This is a genomic window from Acinetobacter sp. CIP 64.2 (assembly GCF_000369645.1).
Lineage (GTDB): Bacteria > Pseudomonadota > Gammaproteobacteria > Pseudomonadales > Moraxellaceae > Acinetobacter.
Genome location: NZ_KB850122.1, coordinates 1,373,362 through 1,393,404 on the forward strand (window position 1 = coordinate 1,373,362; position 20,043 = coordinate 1,393,404).

The window sequence follows — 20,043 nt, forward strand, 5'->3', positions numbered from 1 at the left end:
GTTCACATCAAATAATTCTCCTCTTGTTTCATGATTATTCCAATTACCTATGGTGAACGGTAGCAATGCGATCAATTATTGCAATACCTCTAACATGGCTTATTTCTGTGTCATCACAGTAGGTGAGGCTTTCTGATTTTGAAATTTATCATCCAACTGCGCATAACTTTGTTCCATTTCAGTTTTTTGCTCCAGATATTGTCTGGCATCTTCCCTGCGGTGTATTCCACCCAGTTTTAACGCCTGTGTATCGACCTCATCATCAATATCTGCTTTTTTGGTAGACTGCTTAATCAGTGAATTCTTATTTTTTTCTAATCGTGGGTTTGTAGAAGTTAACTGTTCTCCACCCTTGTTTGCTCGCGTTTCATCTGCACAAACTGCCATGGAGACAATCAGAACAGACATCAAACTTAGTATTCTTCTCATGTCTCTGCCCTAACTATTTTTAATTTTAATGCATTATTTTTATACATTAGCTGAAACCTATAGCTTGAACTCTCCTTCAAAAATTTGCAGAGTGAACTTTATCCTCATAATCGCCAAGTTCAGTTAGCTTATTCTTGTCTACTAAAATATCGCGCTTTTAAGATTCTTGCAAAATAATTCACCTCCTCTAAATACCGCTGATCTGCGTAAATAATCCCCACATTTAAACTGATATTAAAATCGTTGACTGCTACAATTTCCAGATCTGGATTAAAGATAGCATGTTGATCAAAAAAAGGTTTGGGGAAAACTCCCAATCCATCACCATTTAAAATACTATTCAATTGAGCCTCTACCCCAAAAATTTCTTTATTTGCATATAGAGGTAATCTTTGCTCATTTAATTTTTTATTTAAACTTTCTCTAAAGCAACATCCTTCAGGATGTATCACCCAACCTTTTTTACTGCAACGTTCAAGACTGCTATGTTCTTTAACTCCACTCCTCATTGAGACAATCACTAGAGGCAAAGTCCCAATATTCATAAACAGTAATGAACCGTACCGGGTTTGTCGGAGACTCAATATTCTGAGAGACTATTCCGATGAAAAAACCAAACTATACCCCCGAAATTAGAGAAAGAGCGGTTCAATTACTAATTGAATCTGAAAAAGATTATCCATCGAATTGGGCAGCAGTTTCCGCAATTGCTCCTAAAATTGGCTGTACTCCTGAAACACTTCGTGTTTGGTATCAAAAATACTTAGATCAACAAAATCCCGCCAAAGTACAACAGGTATCTGACCAAGAAAAAATGAAGCAAATGGAACGTGAAATTAAAGAATTAAAACGTGCCAATGAAATTCTACGTAAAGCAGCCGCTTTTTTCGCCCAGGCGGAGCTCGACCGCCCACACAAATAATGGTGGATTTTATCCATAACAATAAGGCGTTATATGGTGTTGAAGCGATTTGTAGAATTTTACCGATTGCAGCTTCGACCTATTATCGGGCTTTAGATTTCGTTGATAACCCAGAACATCGAGCGAAACGTGCTCTGCATGATTTACATCATGCAGAGCAAATCAAACGTATTTGGAAAGAAAGTTCAGGTCGATATGGTGTACGTAAAGTTTGGCAAAAATTGAAACGTGAGGGTTATGTTATTGCACGTTGTACAGTTGCTCGATTGATGCAAAAGCTAGGTATACAAGGTGTTTGGCGTGGTAAGAATAAACAAACCACCCGTAGCCGAGATGATCAAAAACGAGCAGATGATTTAGTGAAACGGAATTTTAGTGCTGATCGACCTGACCAATTATGGGTCAGTGACTTTACGTATATTCAAACACATTCAGGCTGGGTCTATACCGCCTTTATTATTGATGTGTTCTCACGAGCAATTGTTGGATGGAAAGTATCTACACGGATGAATACAGATATGGTGCTCGATGCATTGGAGCAAGCATTGCACGATCGAGGCATGCCAAAGAATGTGATTCATCATTCCGATAGAGGTGTTCAATATCTTTCTATTCGCTATACCAATCGTTTAGATGCTGCAAATTTACGAGCATCAGTCGGTACGACAGGTGATTCATACGATAATGCTCTGGCTGAAACGGTGAATGGCTTATACAAAACAGAGGTGATTGAATATTTAAAAGCAGATTGGCAAGGTTTAGCAGATGTACAACTTGCGACACTAAACTGGGTAGATTGGTTCAATAAAAAGCGTGTACACAGTGCACTGGGTTATGTATCGCCTTTTGAGTTTGAAGCAATGTACTATGATAAGATTAACCCGTTAGGTCAGGTGGCCTAACTTAAATAAAAAAGTCTCCGACAAACCCGGTACGGTTCATAACTCATTGGCAAAATGAATATTCGATGGAATCATGACAATGGCAAGTGCTAATTCATCTTCTGCCACTTGTTGAATCAAACTTCGTCCCCATCCACTTTGTATTTCTACTTCGGCCAGATAGTGATCGTTGTTATAATTTTTATAAACATATTCACATAGATCATCTACCAAGGTGACAGGAATTCCGATTTTAATCTTTTCTTGGAATGAAGCCTCTTCTTGTAAATGAAAGTGTTCTAACTGCTGCATCTGCTCAAGAATATAGCGTCCTTTAAAATATACTTTTTCACCCAATTGAGTCAGCTGTAAAGGGCGACTCTTACGATTGAATAGCTTTCCATTGAGTTTTTGTTCGATATTATTAATTCGTTTAGTCACAGTGGACTGATCAATACCGAGTTGTTCAGAGGTAATAGTTAAGGAAGAGTTCTCAACAGCATATACAAAAGTTTCTAGGTCTTTAATTTCTAACACTTTAACACCATTCCATTTCTTGTTTAGATCGCATCGAAATCAGCTCAATCTAACCTCATCGACCTTATACTGACCTCTGAAAGAGATGACACATGGATCATCCCTTACCAGTTTCCTCTGCGATGATTACTCACCCAACGATACATCCCCTGAATATTTGGCATTTTCATGCTACTGAAACCAATCCAGTTCTGAACATCAGAGCTAAATTTCACGTTACGATAAAGTTGATCCCATGACTGGCCTGCACGGACTAAATCCAGTACTTGTTGGTGTAAATCGATAATATAATGACGCAGTGCTATCTGATCATCTCGCGTTGCAGGACTATAGTGTCCAACATCAATAAAATCGACATCTTGCTTGATCACCCAGTCCAAGGTGTCAATCCATCCCGTGTAGTAAAAGTCTAAGAAATCATTGTACGGCATACTTTTACTTTCACAGACATCGGTACATTGCAGTGCTTTATATTTGGGAAAAAGTACCATGACCATACTGTCAGAATGGCTTGGTGCGACGTAATGTAGTAGAACCTCGTCCCCTCCAAGACTAATTTTCATATCCTGATCAAAAACTCGATCAGGCAATGCTGTTGGCAACTTTTCTCCGACAATCGGTTCAATAGTACGTTGATTGGCAACAATGGTGGCACCATCCGCTTTAAATATCTGACCACCACTGATGTGATCAGCATGCGCATGGGTATAGATCACATATTTTACAGGTACATCAAAACGTTTTTTAATTTCATCTTTTAACCATGTCGATGTACAAGTCATCGCAGGATCAATTACCAAAGCTCCCTCTTTGGTAATCAAGACCAAACCACTGTGTACGGCTAAGCCTGCACCAGTAGTATGTCGATACAGATTACCCTTAACTTGGGTTAAACTTTTGGGATTATCAGGACAGGAAGCCGCTGTGAAATCAGTTAAAACAGGACGATTCTGATACAGTGATTGATCTACAGAAATGCCATTATCTGTTGCAAAAGCAGAGCCTAGAGGCAATGATAGCAATAATGCTACAAAAATTTTATTGCCCCAAAAAGCGCTAATTCTTTGATTTTTAAATGTGCCCATCGATACGCCCTGTCTTGATTTTATGCAGTTCAATCTAACAATTTCCCCCCTTAGACAAAACCCATAAAAATCACAATATACTGTCCTAAAATTAGCAACAATACGGACTGAAAGCGTCATGCAAAAACTGGATGATCTTTTGTTATTTGCTGAAGTTGTGGAACACACTGGTTTTTCTGCTGCTGCACGCAATCTCGGCATACAACGTTCCAAACTCAGTCGACATATTGCAAACCTTGAAAACAGAATTGGGGTGCGCCTTTTACATCGAAATACAAGAAATGTTGCACTTACACCAGCTGGTGAAGAGGTTTATATTCATGCAAAGGCCTTAAAACAGGCAGCACAAAATGCTTATGCTGTTGCAACGGATCTTGCGGGTGATCCTAAAGGCACATTAAGAATCGGCTGCTCCTCAACTTTTGCCCAAGAAGCGTTATTGCCTCTTCTTGATTTATTCCTGCATGAATACCCAAAGATACGTCTGATCATCAATACATCAGACCACAATATTGATTTGATCAATGCACAGGTCGACTTGGTTTTCCGAATCTCCTCCAAACTACTAAATGACTCCAGTCTCATTGTCCGTCCGATCTGTGATTTACCGATGGTGTTGGTTGCTAGTCAGAACTATATGAGTGACAAGCAAAAGCTTCATCACCCCGACCAGCTCAAGAGCCTTAACTTTATCGCCCTTTCAGTTCAAAATAACTTGGTATCCAAAGTGTTTTTAAACGCAAATCATGATCTGCATATGGTTCAACTTGAGCCTTATATTGGTTGTGGCAATATGTCTGTACTTAAATCAGTCGTTCAACAAGGCATGGGGGTTGCTGTCTTGCCTTTGTATTTATGTATCGATGAATTGAAATCAGGTCAATTTGTCAATGTATTTGAAACACACTCAGGATGGTCCCCTCAAGATTCGCTTGTGAATGCACTTATTCCTACACGACAAAATGTATTACTGACAACCAAACTTTTTTTAGATTTTTCAATTCCTAGATTACGACATAAGCTCACTGAAGCAGTTCACAATTAAAGAACTTATTACAAACCAATGAATATCAATGTATTACTTTAAAAATCAATCTAGAATACAAATACACTCCCCAAACATATTATAAATAAAGTTAACTGGTGCATCTTCAGGATACACATCATTATCTTTTAGATAGAAAATTTCCCCACAATCCAAGATGGTTAAAACCTGAGCTTTTCTTTTTAGTATCACCCCCTTTCTTATTATTTTATAGATTTCTTCTGCTTCAATTCTAAATTGATAAAAAAATACAATTTGTCCTGCTTTAAAAGCTTCTGGTTCAACGTTTTTATATTTTCCGCATGTTAAGCAAATCCATTTCTTCATTCTCGGTGCTCTATGCAAGCTCACCTTATTGTATAAAAAACAACCTCAGAAAAATTAACATCAAATATGCAAAAAATTATCATATCGTGAAAATTTCAGCCTTTAGAACTAAAAATTATGCCGTTCAAACAAAATACAGGTGGCTAACAATGCCACCTGTATTTCATTTGGAGCACTAAAGTCATCCGTCTGGGTTTAGAAGGTCTGGGAAATACTGAGTTTAAAATCTCGACCTGTACCCGTCATATATTCACCTAAATACATTTTATAGTCTCGATTAAATAAGTTATCGATTGAAAGGTTCAATCTAGGCCCTTTTTCCCCTATAGGTTGCCAATCCGCATAAACACCATGTAGGGAATAACCTTTGGTCTTAGGTAAAGAAAAGGAAGATGCCGCAATCGATTTATCATTATCCGACAAACTCCGATCTTGTTTAGCCACAAAAATTCCGCGCCAGCCCATAGTGAGATGATGTTCAGGCACATTTACCCCCAGTGTTGCTGTTGCCTTTTTCGGTGGAATATCCGTCATCCATGTTTTTTGCTCAAACCATGGATTGACAGGTGAGTTATCACGTTGCCCCCGAATATACGAATAGGTTAAACCCGTGAACCAAGTGGACTGATTATAGAAAATCTCAGCTTCATAAGCTTTAATGGTATAGTCGGTGACATTGCGGTAAAAACCGTGCTTATAATTTCCATTACAGTCATTGATACTGCCATTACCACCATTGGCATTATTTTCAGCTTGTGCTTTACAAAACGTTGACCGATTACGGAAAATTTCATCACCGCCACGATTGTGATGATAGGTCAAGCGAACTTGCAAATGATCTTCTGTCGAAAAAAGATCATCAAAGTTCATTTCATTCCCTAAACGGATCGCCAACATTTTTTCAGGTAATAAGTAACGACTGGTGGATGGCACCGAGGTCATAGCGGATTGCACATAATATTGCTCGTCTACACGAGGGGCACGCCAAGTTTTACTGATATTGGCAAACCAGGTGAGATAATCTGCCTGCTTCCATGCCAAGGCTAAACGCGGCGACCATCCCGTATAAGTTTTGCTTGAATAATCATGTCCTGCACTGGGGTCATTATAACGGGGTGCTCGGTTCGGATTACCGGTATTGGTAATATGGTCATAACGAAGTGATGGTGTAATCGTGAAATTGGCAACCTGATATTGATCTTCTACAAAGCCACTGAGCATTTGCTGTTTGCCTGAAGGCATATAGTTTGGCTCATAATAACCAAAATTATAATCAGGTTTTTTAGCATTATTCTTATCATAAATGAGCGAATTCTGCTCCATTTTTTGATATTGCGCCCCGACCTTTACTTTATGCATCCCATATTCAGTCGCAATATCACTGATATTACTGAGTTTAAATGCGGTATTGGTATAAGTCACCCAGCTTTCATTGCCCAGTGTTGCAGCCGAGCCACTTACACTTGGTAATCTTTGATCATGCTGGTCAGTCTTTGAATAAGAAACGACTGCTTTCAAATTCACATAGGGATTTGCTTCAGGGTTTAACTCATAGCCCACTGAATAGCTACTATCATTTTGATCACGATAAACCAAACGACGTTTCCATGCTTCCTCATAACCATATTTCTTGATATCTGCCTCAGTGGGCACCGCATCCTGATCTCGCATAGCAGCAAAAGGTTCCCACCCTGTATGCCCACTTTGCATCGCATTCAAACTGATTTTTTGACTGTCTGTCGGATGAAAATTCAGTTTGGCCAAATAGGTCTCTTGCTGTTGCGCTGAATATAAGAATTTAGAACCATCTGGACGTTTAACATCACCACTGTCCCGATTGGTGTAGTAAAACATCCCGTCAGCCCCACCGGCCTCAGTTTTTCCATAGACCGCACCCGTATAGGTATTTTGCTGATTATTGGAGAATCGTGAGTATTTTACAAAGGTACCCACCTTTTTATTCTCATCGAGCAGATCAGTCGCATCTTTGGTTTCTAAGGTCACCTTACCACCGAAGCCGCCATTACCGACTTCAACATTGTGAGGGCCTTTATCCACCGTAATTTTCTTTAAGAGTTCTGGTTCGATAAAAACTGATCCTTGACGATATTTATCAAAACTTTTGACCGAATCATCCAAAGTAATTGGTACATCCTCAACCCCACCCATGCCGAGAATATTAATGGTTTGCCCGCCTGGTCGTGGTGAGCCTGCTGACCCCACACTCGGCATATGATCCAGCAATTGAGCCACATTGTTGGCTTGGTAACGATCAATGGCTTTTTGATTTAATACGCTCTGCCCAAACTGGATGGTATCTTCTTTCTCCGCTTGCACAACAATGGGGGTCATCTGATAGATTTGATTCTGTGCCTTGGTCTTGAACAATATTTCTTGTACGGTTTGTTCTTTTATCGTAGTACTCACCAAAGCCCCCCCTGTCCTACTATCGGCATAGGCAGATGTGGTCAATAAATTCATAGATAAAACCATAGCCATTACAAGTGGCTTTATTACCATTGTTTGAGAGAGGGATTGAGACATACATCTTCACCAAAAGATAAAAATTCATCAGCAGCCTAAACAGGCCACAAAACAACCAAAAAATTAAATAAAAAACAATAATGTAAAAAATTAACAGCAAAGCTTCGACTTAAAGATTGCAGTGGAGGCCCTCGCAGTCGGTATAAAGAGTGTCAAGCAAGCGTGATGGAAATGGGGTAAGAGAATTATTCATCATTCAATAGCATAAAAGCAATAAATGATATTAATTATCATTTACATTTTTGAATGTGTAAATGGATATTGACAAAAAACAGGTTCTTTTTGACAGTTTTGTGTGTTCAGCCTCAACTGAAGCAGCGATTTATATTTCACTATAATGGCGCTTATGTTTCATTATCAAACTTGATAAAGCTTGAAAACTACTAAATCAAACCGTGACTAGAACTTGGTCAACCTCCTGCAACACAAATAAAATTATGAATGATGATTTAAGATTTTTTTCTTTCGATATTGTAAAGGACTCATCCCCGTCCACGCTTTGAATGCTCGGATAAATGAGGTTTGCTCTTGATAAGCCAACAGCATCGAAATATCAAGAATACTTAAATTCAGATCCGCAAGATAATCAAAAGCTAAATCTCGACGTACTTGGTTCAGCTTTTCTTTAAAGGTATAGCCTTGTTGCTTTAATTTTAACTGTAATATACGAGACGGCAAACCAATTTTATGTGCAACATAATCAACACTAATATTCCCCTTCTTTACCGCTTGAATCAGCGTTTTTTGGATCAACTCATCAAAAACATCAAGATGAGGGCGTTTAGAAAGTAATAAGTTTGCTTGCTTCAGTAAAATATCATTTAGTACTGGATCAGCATTGGATACTTTTAGATCAAGACTATTCATTGAGATGTAGATTGCAACTTCTTCACTTTCGAATACAACAGGACATCCAAAAAAATTTTCATAATTATAAAAATTTTTTGTTTTCTCTACACAAAAATCAACCTGATGTACTTCGATAATATTAGGATGAACTAATTGATTTAAAAATACATAGAAAACCCCCATTAGCACCTCATCTATCAGTGCATTATTTTTACTATAAGGATCTACCCCCCAGCTTATGACAATAAATTTATCAGAGACAGACATTTTTGCTGGTTTAGTCTCACAAAAAAGTCTTTGGTATTTTATAAAAAAATTTAACACCTCCAATATATTTTCACAAGACAACCCAATATAACCCAATATACCAAGATGCTTAGGCTGAGCATATTTTGATATTTCCAGCCCTAGTGTTGGCTTGGGATATTTTTGATTAATCTCATCTAACAATTCGGCCCACTCATCAAATGGGATCAACTGATTTGTTTTATATTCGCTCAAATACTTTGCATTTTTAAGATCATTTTTTACACAGAAATAAATCAATAAATTAAGCATCGCACTTGATACTAATTTAACTTGATTAGGATGACTCAACACCATACTACCTACTCTACATCATATCAAAAACCACACCTCCAAGAAGGAATCACAAAACCAATCATGTAAGTATATTATTTAATCAATTTAAAAAATTCACAGTACGTTGATCTTTTACCTCTTTGCATGCAAAACAAAAAAGTATTTTTTTGTGACTTTTGTCACAGATAATGCTAAGAATCTACTTGAAAACTCAATAAAAAAATTATCATTTCAATAAAAAAATTTATCATTTCAAGGAAGTTTTTGAGCACAGAGGGTGATGTCTACATAAAAATGACAGTTAAAGGATATTTGTATTCACATTTCTAATCTCAGTTTTTTAAAAATATTATTAAATCTTTATTTTAAAATTGATATTTTATCTTACCTCTTCATCCATTAAACAAAATTTTTATCATCAAATTGAAACATTGCAAAACTGATAGTAAAATTAAATCGGCATTATTTTTCATTCCCCAAATAGACAAAAAATACAGTTACTAAATTTTATAGCTCTTTATTAAGGAAAAATAACTCTATTAGAAACATCATAAAAACCAAAAACAAAATCACAATAAAACTAAATATAAGAGAAAAGCCAACTAAAAAATAAAACTCACTTACTATTTCAAGAGCAAAATTTAAAAAATATAAGAACAAAGAACCATATCCAATATTGGTATTCCATAAACACATCATTAACAAAAAAACCAGATAACTTTTTAGGTAAAACTTACTCACCCCAACTTCATTTTCTCTATTTCTTTTCCGATATTCCGATACTATCGTTTTTTTATATACCACATCCAAACCTTAGTTATATACGATCAAAATAACCATAAACTTTTTCATTTGAAATTTATTAGCATTTTAGACAGTAAAATTGTCTATTTTTACACACAATATGATTTCTCTTCCTGACCTATCGTCCGCTCATGACTCCCCCAATCTCAACGAACGAAGAATAAGCTTTAAGCCATCATCTCGATCATTGCGCTTCCGATAAACGCTTTTATGCCATCAATAGAGCTTCGCTTTGTTCAACAAATGTTTTATTGTCGTACTCTTGATACATCATAAAATTAGAACAATACGTTCCATTTCTTCTAGATGAAACTTAAAACCAATACATTAAACTAAACTCAGTTAAAACAATGAATAAGGAGAATGATGATGTTTGATATACGTTTAGCTCATGAAAGAGGTGCCGCACATCATGGCTGGTTAAAGTCGCGCCACTCATTTTCATTTGCAGATTATTGGGATCCAAAACAAGTTGGCTTTTCTGATTTGCTGGTAATCAATGAAGATATCGTTGCCCCTTCTAAAGGCTTTGGGACACACCCTCACCGCAATATGGAAATTATTTCCTATGTATTAGAGGGTTCATTGGAGCACAAAGATTCAATGGGGACAGGGTCAGTCATTGTTCCTGGTGATATTCAATTGATGAGTGCAGGCCGTGGTGTAGCCCACAGTGAATACAACCACTCTGCACAAGAAGAGGTTCACTTCTTACAAATTTGGGTAGTACCCAATGAAGCGAATACTGAACAAAGCTATCAACAATTACATATTTCACCTGAAGATAAACGCGGCAAACTGCACTTGATGATTTCACCCAAAGGTGGTGATAAGACATTAACTATTAAACAGGATATCAATATTTATTCTGGTCTATTCGATGGTGATGAAAGTGCTGAATTCAATATTCCTGAAGGTCGCTATGTCTATCTTCATGTTGCTAAAGGTCACTTAGAGATCAATGGTCACACATTCAATGCGGGTGATGCAGCCCGTATCCGAGAAGGTGGAACCTTGTCTTTTCGCAACGGAGAGCATGCGGAAGTGCTGATCTTCGATATGCGCCCAGAAGAAGTTCCAACGATGCTATAGGAATAGCGGAATTCCTGTACTCCTCTAGTCCCCCTTAGCACTCAGGTTAAGGGGTGACTTATTTGTTATTTGTCTATTTATAAAGACAGAATTGCATCAAGCACAGTGCCTAATACACAAAACATGCATTATTCGCAGCGGATCAGTAATTTATGTTCATAATAGGACATAACGAGTTCCAGTTCGTTCCTTAACTGTTTCTCGGTGTATTCTTTGGATGCCAGTTTCAATAATGCAGGGATGTATTGCTTCTCAAATATCTCAGGATAATCATGGCACAAGACTTGTAACAGTTTTGCTCGCTCTGTCTGAGGGCTATCTAAGATATCCATGAGTGCATTGATTTTCTGATCAATCAAATCAAATTGTTTTCTCGCCTCTGAGTATTCTGCAATTTTATTCGGTTGCTCGCCACAGCCCACCCCTAAAAAAGTTGCTATAAAACATAGGCTTAATATTTTTAAATTCATAGCAATCTAATAAAAATGTTTGGAGAAGTATACTTGATTTTTATTACATTTTTACACTAAGCAACACGATTAATGCTTAGAATGATCTAAGCTAAATATTTTACAAAATCATATAAGATTTTTTCCAATCCATGAAAGTATCGAGTTTAATTTATCTAGCTGGATTAAATACAATTGATCATCTCCATCTCTACAGATCTTGGGACAAGTGATTTCAAAACAGCCATGCTGCTAAAGACAAAATGACGACTGGCCAAATAAACACTGGTACAACATCCCACTTTACCTGTGAAAAATTAGCAGCTTCCAAATATATTCTTTGCACCACCTCAATACCCAAATATAAAGGATTAGTATAAGTTGCTATTTCCGAATCATGCGGCATATTTTGAGATGGCATTAGTCCCCATCTTGATGCTAATCCAAGCACGTGTTCCGATATTAATGAAGGAAACTGCGCCTAAACTTTCCTGATTAAATTTTGAGTCAATATTATTGATACATGAACTAGCCACACCCACAGCTAAAGAATTGTGCCCATCTGAAATTATCTAACTGACTTGTTTAAATCATCAAAAAAAAGCCACATCTGGAGAATGTGGCTAAAGTATTGCTTTGCTTGCTACGGTTAAACCGTAGTTTTAGATTAAAACACTTAGCTTAATTGAAACTGAATCGTTAGCGTATATATCCCTTTTTGATAAATTTTGAGAATGCATATTGGTAAACTTTTAAAATCCAACTCACCAAGTAATTTCCATATTTCTGCCAGATCGAGATGCCGACCAAATTGAGTAACAGTGCAAGCGTAAATGCCCCGATCATGTCCAAAGGATAATGAACCCCTAAATAAACACGAGACCACGCCACAAACCATGCAAGAATTAAGAAGATATAACCGATACGCTTTTGCTGAGAAAATAGATATGAGAAAGCGATGGTGCTAAAAAATAGCATATGATCACTTGGGAATGATCCACTCGGTGCATGTTCTATAATCGTCCGTCCAATCTCTGCAACAAAAGGACGAGGATAATAAAAATAGTTCGAGATGATCTGACTAACAATAAAAGCAATTAAAGTAAAAATTGTCGCTTTAACAATTTGCTTTTTAACAGCAAAACTCCCTTTTAGCCAAGCAATCAAAAAACCTAAAACCACTAAATATAACAAATCATTAGCAACAAATATCGCAAGCTTTATTGTAAATTCAGACGCGTTTTCAGAGGCATTTATAAAATGAAATAGGTTTAAATTACCTTGCTCTATATTCATATCAGCAACCCAAAAAATTGAAGGAATATAGCATATTGACTAAACAATACTGTTATATCCGCTAAACAATTTTCCAGAACTGACTATATTTCAAATAAATACATATAGTTAGCAATGTATCGTTTCTGTGATCTTGATTTAATAAAGAAATCTAAGAATTAAGACCCTAATAATTGCCCTATTTCCAAGCTTGAATAACCTCGTTCTTTAAATATTAAAACGATGGCTTTTTTATAGGCTTCGGAGTGCGAACTTTTATATTTTGTGATCAGTTGAATTTCTGTATTCAGTTCAAGATCACTTTTTAAAGTCAATACTTCCGTAGAGATTGTGTCAAAAATCTTTAGATTAAACATACAGGTGCTCTTTAATTAAGTTGTAGCGGCCCGACTACAACAAACACCTGCCTAAGTTCAACTAGACACCCTTTGAACAAGGATTACAAATTTAAGAAATGTCTGCAAGACTCTATAAAAGAAAAGTGTAAATATTATTCAAGACAAACTTATCAATAGATTGCACCATCAAGTAAATGCTCGCCCAAGCGATAAGAGCCAGCTTTATCTCACAAAGGACGTTGCCTTGATCTTCTTGGATGAAATCACTCGTTCCATTTTCATAGAAAGAGCTCGCTAATGAGTTTTTAAAAAACAACTTTGCACAACAGATCCATTTATTTTTTTTTGTAATTCCAGTAAAAATCAATTTCTTTTATATGTGCTATTCCCGCTTATCTCAGTCCTTCATCTACAACTTATAAATCGATGAAGAGATAGATTATACAATTTCATGATTTTACTTAAAAATATCTTTATAAAATCTTAATCACCTATTCTGAATATGGATCGAATCCAAAATTTATGACCTTGAATATTAATTGCATCATTCATCCGCAGCATAAAAAGTAAACACACAAAATACACAAAGCAACAGATAGAAAAAACATAAAAAATATCCTGAAATTTAACTAGGAAATCTTTATAAATCTTAAGCGACTGATAAATAAATACTTAATTAGAATAAGACAAAATAAATTGCTATACACAAGCAAGACAATATGCGATTTAAATCACATATTAAAATAAAAATGAGAAATACTTAACAATCAAATTATTTATGAAAAATATTCAGCCATTCCTTCCAACCAGTCTATTGTTTTTTTTAATTTCAAATCTTTCATATGCACACTCCACTGATTTATTAAGAGAAAAAGCAATTTCTCAGATTAAAAATGGACAAACAGCACAAGGTTTGACAACGCTTGAATTGCTATTACAGCAATATCCTGAACAACAGAAAATTCTAGCTGACTACCTCTTGTCAGCTTCGCAAATCCAAGGCATCCCCCAAACTACTTTGACCCATTTAACACAGCGGATTTTACCAAGCCAATTCCCAGAATATGCTCAGCTCGCAACAGTGAAACTTTTACGTGACCAAAAACAGTTTGCTGACGCATTGGTATTACTAGAAAAGTTTGAACCATATCAAAAACATAATGAATTACAAGTTTCAATTCTAAAATCTGTATTATTTGCAGAAAATAAACAGCAGGCTGAAGCAGCGAAGATATTAAAAAATCTTGATGCCAAGCATATGAACGCTGAACAACTTGCCCTTGTCGCATATGTATATCGTCTATTACAACAAAATACTTCTGCCTTACAAACCATTCAGTTGGCTTATGCCCAACAGCCAACAAATGAAACCATTCAAAAGGAGTATTTAAATATTTTAATTGCACTTCGCAGTTATGAAATGGCAGCAGCTTTTTCTCAGAAACATCATCTCACTGATAAAGCTGAGAATTTAACTTGGCAAACTAGAGTTGGAAAATTTTCACAAAACATAAATGAGGCAATTAAACAGCAAAAATATTTATCTGCTCGTGCGGAAAGTGATCACAAAAGTTTTGAACAACTCGATCAAGTTCTGAAAGAAGGCGAGCAAATTGCACAGCAGATTCCAGCGAATCAAGCCATGTTCAATCGTTTCTATTATGACTACCTGTATGCATTAAGTTATCGTGGGGAAAAACAACAGCTGTTGAGCATCTTAAGGCAAATTCCCTTACCCTCTATTGAGCAAATGCCTGCCTATACACGCCATGCCATTGCAGATACCTACCTTGCAAATAAACAACCAGCCAAAGCTGAGATGATCTACCGTACCCTATTAACTGAAAAAAACTACCCAGATATTAGCCTCTATACCTCACTGTATTATTCATTGATCGAGCAAGAAAAATATCAGGATGCCAATGCACTCATTCGCTTGACTGATGAACTACTTCCTACATATGAATACAGCGAAGCCAAAGGTGTCGATAAAAATGTACACCCAGATCGAAATGAATATCTATCTCTGCTTGCTCTCAATATGGCTTATAACAACCGCCTCGATTTATCTGAGCAATATCTCAATGCTACCGTTGCCAAAGCTCCCAATAATGCTCAGTTTTTAAATGACTTAGCCAAAATCCAACGTTGGCGTGACAACCCTCGCCAAGCTCAACTCAGTATTGACCGTTTAAATGGTTTAGAACCACGCTCAAAATATACACGGATCAATGCCATGCAAAACACTCAAGCACTTGGAGATATCCAAGCTTGGCGTAAGCAAACTAAAGATCTCGTTGAAGACTATCCAAACGATAGCAGCGTCATAAAAAGTAGGCAGGAATTAGATGATCGCAATCACGCGATGATTACACATGAAAGTCGATTTTCACGTAGTCGTTCGGAGCAAAATCAACTCTTGCAATCACTCAAAGGGACACGCGATCGCGAATCGAATACATCCTTATATTCACCTTGGATTGCAGACAATTATCGTCTCTTTATTGAACATCAGAATATTTGGGGAAAATATGCCGATGGCAACCTACAAGAACAACGCTTTGGTTTAGGCCTACACTGGCAAGACAAAGGTAAAAATTTGGCGCTTGTTGCCTCTCAAAATACTGAGGGCCAGCGCCAAGGCTTCAGAGCGGATTGGTCACATCAACTCAATGACAATTGGCAGTATGCATTATCCCTCAACACCCAAGCCAATATTCCATTACAAGCCATCAATCAAGGTGAAAATGGCGAATCTTATAGCGCTTCGATTCAATGGCAACAAAATGAATCCCGACAAGCCAATGCCGGATATGGCTACACCGATATTAGTGATGGAAATAAACGTCATGATTTTTTTGCAAACTATAATCAACGTATTTTTCAAACTGCCCACCACACCACACAAGCTGGTTTTTCCGCATTTTTAGGAAAAAATCGTTTAGATAACGTTGCTTATTTTAGTCCTAAACAAAGTTATAGCCTCGCAGTCAACTTGAGCCATGACTGGCTGACTTGGCGAAATTACGAACGTCACTTCAATCAAAATTTTTCGATCAATGCAGGGCTGTTCCAGCAACAAGATTACGGCTCTAAACCCATTTTTGATGCGCAATATCGACATGAGTGGCAATTGTCTCGGATCTGGGCACTGCATTATGGCATTGGTTGGAAGCAACATCCTTATGATGGCATCAATGAGAATCAAACCTATGCCCTGTTCGGTTTTGGAGGACGATTCTAATGAAATTTTCTAATATTTTTAAAATACTCTCAGCTTGTGTCATCCTCATTCCAATCTATAGCTTTGCAGCAGACGAAGCAAAATTCGACACTCATCATTTTGTCAGCCTGACCTTTCATGATGTCCGTGACGATGTCTTGAAAACGGGTGACCGCGATATTTATGCCATTAATACCCAGAATTTAGTGCAGTTTTTTGAATGGCTGAAACGTTCTGAATGGACTCCAATCACCTTAAAACAAATTATGGCCTCTCGGGAACATGGTGTTCCCCTGCCTAAAAATGCAGTTTTGATTAGTTTTGATGACGGCGCCTTAAGCGGATATAGCCATGTCTATCCTTTGGTCAAGCAATATCAAATCCCTGTGGTATTTGCTTTGGTCACCAGCTGGACCGAAGGTAATACACAAGCTGCTTATGAAGCCTACGGTCAAAATAACTTGATGAGCTGGAAACAACTGCAAGAGATTCAAAAATCAGGTTTAGTCGAATTTGCCAGCCATAGTCATGATTTGCATAAGGGTGTACTGGCCAATAGACAGAAAAATGAAAAACCCGCCGCGCTGACTCGACAATATGATCTAAGCAATCAACGCTATGAAACTGAACAAGAATATCGCCAGCGGATCTATAACGACTTGGTGAAATCAAAACAGGTGTTACAGCAAAAACTAGGAATAGATGCACTTGCAATCATTTGGCCCTATGGTGCGGTCAACCCACAAGTCACTCAAATTGCCAATCGAGCAGGCTTTCCTCTGTCTTTTAGTTTGGGGACGGAAAAATTAAATGATGCCAATGATGCAACCTTTCAACGCGGCATTGTTTCGAATAATCCAACGGCTGAAAATTTACGTGAACAACTCACGGGTTTTATGGAATATGGTCAACGACAAGAGTATGAACCCATGCGCGGCTTGCAATTTGATCTGGCTCAATTTTCACAAGACGACGCCTTGTTTAATCAGCAATTAGGCAGCTTATTAAACAATCTAAGTGCGTTAAAAACCAATACCTTAATCGTTAATGCGTTAGCTGATAATAATAAGAGAAACGATAATCAAGCGTACTTCCCAACCAAACATTTAAAGCTGGCTCAGGATATTTTAAGTCGTACCCATTGGCAGGCACGAACACGGGTTTTTCATCGGGTGTATGCCCAGATACCTATTTATCCCGATCTGAAGCAGACTCATTTAACAGTCGATTTAAGTAAAGACCTGATTCAGAATAATCCCAATCTGGATGGCATTATTTTAAAAACAGACCAACTCCTTGCATGTTGTTATAGCACCGTTGTGGACTCAGCTTGTCTGGAAAAAGAAGCTCAAATCTTAAAGCTGACTCAGCAGGTACAAGCTGCGGTCACGCCTTATCTCAATCAAAGCAATCTCTTTCATTTAACACTACAACTTTCACTCTCTGATTTAACAGATCAGGGCTTAGAGCAAATTGTTAAAACCTATCTGCCCTTCGTGTCATTACTGAATATTGAGATCGACAGTCTAGATCACCTCCAAACCTATCAAAAATTTATAGCACAAGTTGATCATTTAACTGCCCCACAAAAAGCCAGATTGATGGTCACCTTAGTGAATCGAGACCAAACTTCCGCAAAAGAATTACAGGTCTTGCAACAACAGTTTTTAAACTTACAAAGACATGGAATCCAAAAACTGGTTTTAAGCAATTACCGCTTTGATAATGCAAAAGCGGTGCATGAACAATTATTTACACCACTGAGCTTAAATGAGAGTCCAATCAGTTATCGCAATCCTTTTATTGATCAGCAGGTCCATGGAGCACAACCATGAGCTTAATGGAAATTCTCTTTTTATTTGCTTTTCTCTATCCATTGGTCATGGCATGGACATGGATGGTCGGTGGTCTATGGTTCTACTTTAAACGTGAATATCAACAAAACCACTTGCCCGAGATATCAGAACAGGGATGCAGCATTATCATTCCTTGTTTCAATGAACAAGCTCAAGTTCGAGAAACCATACGTTTTGCCATACAAACACAATATCCTCAATTTGAAGTCATCGCGGTCAATGACGGTAGTTCTGACAATACCGCAAATATTCTGGATGAGTTGGCGCTTAAACATCCAAGTTTAAGGGTTGTACATCTGGCAGAAAACCAAGGAAAAGCGTTTGCCTTACGTTCTGGCATGATGGTGAGCCAACACGAATATCTGATTTGTATTGATGGGGATGCTTTGCTGCATCCGCATGCTGCGATTTGGATGATGCATCAACTGACGGCATTTAATCAGGTCGGCGCAGTGACTGGTAATCCTCGAATTTTAAATCGTTCAAGTATCCTGGGAAAACTACAAGTCGGTGAGTTTTCATCCATTATTGGCTTAATTAAACGTGCGCAACGGACTTATGGACGTATTTTTACAGTTTCAGGTGTCATTGCCGGCTTTAGAAAAACAGCACTTATGCAAGTGGGATTATGGTCAGAAGATAAGATCACTGAAGACATTGATATCTCTTGGAAACTCCAACTCGCTGGCTGGGATATTCACTATGTTCCAAATGCACTGTGTTACATCTATATGCCTGAAACCTTTAAAGGGTTATGGAAACAAAGATTGCGCTGGGCTCAAGGTGGCGTTGAAGTCATCAAAACCTACCTTCCCAAGCTTTTTAAAGTTTCAGCACTCAAAATGTGGCCTGTCGCGCTTGAAGCAATTACCAGTATGATTTGGGCATACGTCATTTTTCTGATCATTCTCCTGTTTTTCCTTGGATTAGTCGTTCCGCTGTCCCCAACATGGCAGATTAAATCCTTATTTCCACAGTGGTACGGCGTCATTTTAGCGGTCACCTGTCTGATTCAGTTTTTTGTCAGCTTATTCATCGACAAACGATATGACGCTAATCGTTTCTTGAGAAATTATTTCTGGGTGATTTGGTACCCACTATTTTTCTGGATACTCAGTGCAGCAACCACCGTTGTTGCTGTCCCGAAAGCCTTATTTACACCTAAAAAAAGAGCGAGATGGGTCAGCCCAGATCGTGGGTTTAGAGGAGAATCCGAATGAAACCCCTCCATTCAAATATTGTTGTTGATGAATCACAACTCGATATTCCTGAATATATTGACCAACAGCAATATGTAAAAAACAAAGGCGCACACTATTTACTTCAAGGCATCGGTTGGGCACTCTGGACACTGCTGTTTTTACCCTTATTGGTAATATTTTTATGGCTATACCAAGGTAAATTAATTAAAAATTATATTTTTGCAGAACAGATCAGCGTACAGATCCATAATTTCTTTTGGTTAACACTGATCGTTGCGATGTGCTGTACCTCTTTATTGTTATGGGCAAGCTATAATTGGTTACGCTACCGCAAGACTGAAAAGTCCACAATCAACAATGTTAGTCCATCTTTATTGGCAGAATGCTTTTTCATTCCAATGGATGATTTAGCAAAAATTCAGAATTCCAAAAATATTGTACTGCACTACGATCATAAAGGTCTGTTAGCTGATTACGAACTTAAATAAATCTTCATTCGTTATGAAATAAAAAAGAGGCAAATCATTGCCTCTTTTTTTATACGTTCTATACTTCAATTTCAGCAATAAAGACCTGTTTCAA

16 protein-coding genes, 2 pseudogenes and 1 other annotated feature are annotated in these 20,043 nt (G+C 37.5%); of the genes and pseudogenes, 7 read left to right on the forward strand and 11 right to left on the reverse strand.

What is annotated here, in order from left to right; translation table 11 throughout:
* Positions 1-99 precede the first annotated feature (99 nt).
* Positions 100-429, reverse strand: coding sequence for a hypothetical protein (locus F895_RS04555; protein WP_005243114.1), 330 nt, complete (start codon positions 427-429; stop codon positions 100-102).
* Between the two features lie 128 nt (positions 430-557).
* Positions 558-983, reverse strand: a pseudogene (locus tag F895_RS04550) (LysR substrate-binding domain-containing protein); the annotation flags it as partial.
* 50 nt (positions 984-1,033) lie between these two features.
* Here F895_RS04550 and F895_RS04540 point away from each other — a divergent pair.
* Positions 1,034-2,253, forward strand: a protein-coding gene (locus F895_RS04540; protein WP_107114716.1) for an IS3 family transposase whose coding sequence is annotated in 2 segments (ribosomal slippage) — positions 1,034-1,310 and positions 1,310-2,253 — 1,221 coding nt in all. Because the reading frame shifts where the segments join, the coding sequence is not laid out codon by codon here.
* Positions 1,309-1,425 (forward strand) — a sequence feature (AL1L pseudoknot). It overlaps the preceding gene by 117 nt.
* Positions 2,254-2,292: 39 nt before the next feature.
* On the opposite strand, the pseudogene F895_RS04535 reads toward F895_RS04540, so the two are convergent.
* Together F895_RS04535 and F895_RS04530 are read right to left on the reverse strand one after the other, a co-directional pair.
* A pseudogene (locus F895_RS04535) lies at positions 2,293-2,769 on the reverse strand (LysR family transcriptional regulator); the annotation flags it as partial.
* Between the two features lie 104 nt (positions 2,770-2,873).
* The gene (locus F895_RS04530; RefSeq protein WP_005243118.1) at positions 2,874-3,854 is read right to left on the reverse strand and encodes an MBL fold metallo-hydrolase; all 981 of its coding nucleotides are present in this window, start codon (positions 3,852-3,854) and stop codon (positions 2,874-2,876) included.
* A gap of 118 nt (positions 3,855-3,972) precedes the next feature.
* On the opposite strand from F895_RS04530, the gene F895_RS04525 reads away from it, so the two are divergent.
* Positions 3,973-4,899 carry a LysR family transcriptional regulator gene (locus tag F895_RS04525; RefSeq protein WP_005243121.1) on the forward strand — a complete coding sequence of 309 codons (927 nt, stop codon included), beginning with the start codon at positions 3,973-3,975 and terminating at the stop codon, positions 4,897-4,899.
* A 45-nt stretch (positions 4,900-4,944) separates the two neighbouring features.
* On the opposite strand, the gene F895_RS04520 is transcribed toward F895_RS04525, so the two are convergent.
* From F895_RS04520 to F895_RS04510, 3 genes are all read right to left on the reverse strand, one after another.
* Entirely contained in the window at positions 4,945-5,226 is a 282-nt protein-coding gene (locus F895_RS04520; protein ID WP_005243123.1) for a hypothetical protein, read from the reverse strand.
* A 195-nt stretch (positions 5,227-5,421) separates the two neighbouring features.
* Positions 5,422-7,770: a TonB-dependent hemoglobin/transferrin/lactoferrin family receptor gene (locus F895_RS04515; RefSeq protein ID WP_026040235.1), complete on the reverse strand. Its 2,349-nt coding sequence runs from the start codon at positions 7,768-7,770 to the stop codon at positions 5,422-5,424.
* 435 nt (positions 7,771-8,205) lie between these two features.
* Positions 8,206-9,222, reverse strand: a complete 1,017-nt coding sequence (locus F895_RS04510) for an AraC family transcriptional regulator (RefSeq protein ID WP_005243127.1) — start codon at positions 9,220-9,222, stop codon at positions 8,206-8,208.
* 1,152 nt (positions 9,223-10,374) lie between these two features.
* Here F895_RS04510 and F895_RS04500 point away from each other — a divergent pair.
* A complete protein-coding gene (locus F895_RS04500; protein ID WP_005243131.1) occupies positions 10,375-11,097 on the forward strand; it encodes a pirin family protein in 723 nt (240 codons plus the stop codon).
* Positions 11,098-11,225: 128 nt separating this feature from the next.
* Here F895_RS04500 and F895_RS04495 read toward each other — a convergent pair whose 3' ends face one another.
* The 4 genes from F895_RS04495 to F895_RS20335 form a co-directional block, all read right to left on the reverse strand.
* Positions 11,226-11,567: a hypothetical protein gene (locus F895_RS04495; RefSeq protein WP_005243133.1), complete on the reverse strand. Its 342-nt coding sequence runs from the start codon at positions 11,565-11,567 to the stop codon at positions 11,226-11,228.
* Positions 11,568-11,781: 214 nt separating this feature from the next.
* On the reverse strand, positions 11,782-11,967 hold the full coding sequence (locus F895_RS0119060) for a hypothetical protein (RefSeq protein ID WP_010590169.1): 186 nt from the start codon (positions 11,965-11,967) through the stop codon (positions 11,782-11,784).
* Between the two features lie 278 nt (positions 11,968-12,245).
* Positions 12,246-12,842 carry a phosphatase PAP2 family protein gene (locus F895_RS04490; RefSeq protein ID WP_005243135.1) on the reverse strand — a complete coding sequence of 199 codons (597 nt, stop codon included), beginning with the start codon at positions 12,840-12,842 and terminating at the stop codon, positions 12,246-12,248.
* A gap of 158 nt (positions 12,843-13,000) precedes the next feature.
* Positions 13,001-13,198, reverse strand: coding sequence for a hypothetical protein (locus tag F895_RS20335; protein ID WP_005243137.1), 198 nt, complete (start codon positions 13,196-13,198; stop codon positions 13,001-13,003).
* Between the two features lie 760 nt (positions 13,199-13,958).
* Here F895_RS20335 and pgaA point away from each other — a divergent pair.
* Genes pgaA through pgaD form a run of 4 tightly spaced genes read left to right on the forward strand, consistent with a single transcriptional unit; the run spans position 13,959 to position 19,949 of the window.
* The gene (gene pgaA / locus F895_RS04480) at positions 13,959-16,424 is read left to right on the forward strand and encodes a poly-beta-1,6 N-acetyl-D-glucosamine export porin PgaA (RefSeq protein WP_005243138.1); all 2,466 of its coding nucleotides are present in this window, start codon (positions 13,959-13,961) and stop codon (positions 16,422-16,424) included.
* Positions 16,424-18,238, forward strand: a complete 1,815-nt coding sequence (gene pgaB / locus F895_RS04475; RefSeq protein ID WP_005243140.1) for a poly-beta-1,6-N-acetyl-D-glucosamine N-deacetylase PgaB — start codon at positions 16,424-16,426, stop codon at positions 18,236-18,238. The genes pgaA and pgaB overlap by 1 nt, the downstream gene beginning before the upstream one ends.
* Positions 18,235-19,479: a poly-beta-1,6-N-acetyl-D-glucosamine synthase gene (gene pgaC, locus F895_RS04470; protein WP_005243142.1), complete on the forward strand. Its 1,245-nt coding sequence runs from the start codon at positions 18,235-18,237 to the stop codon at positions 19,477-19,479. Before pgaB ends, pgaC begins: the two co-directional genes overlap by 4 nt.
* Positions 19,476-19,949 carry a poly-beta-1,6-N-acetyl-D-glucosamine biosynthesis protein PgaD gene (pgaD, locus tag F895_RS04465; RefSeq protein WP_005243143.1) on the forward strand — a complete coding sequence of 158 codons (474 nt, stop codon included), beginning with the start codon at positions 19,476-19,478 and terminating at the stop codon, positions 19,947-19,949. The genes pgaC and pgaD overlap by 4 nt, the downstream gene beginning before the upstream one ends.
* Positions 19,950-20,043 lie beyond the last annotated feature (94 nt).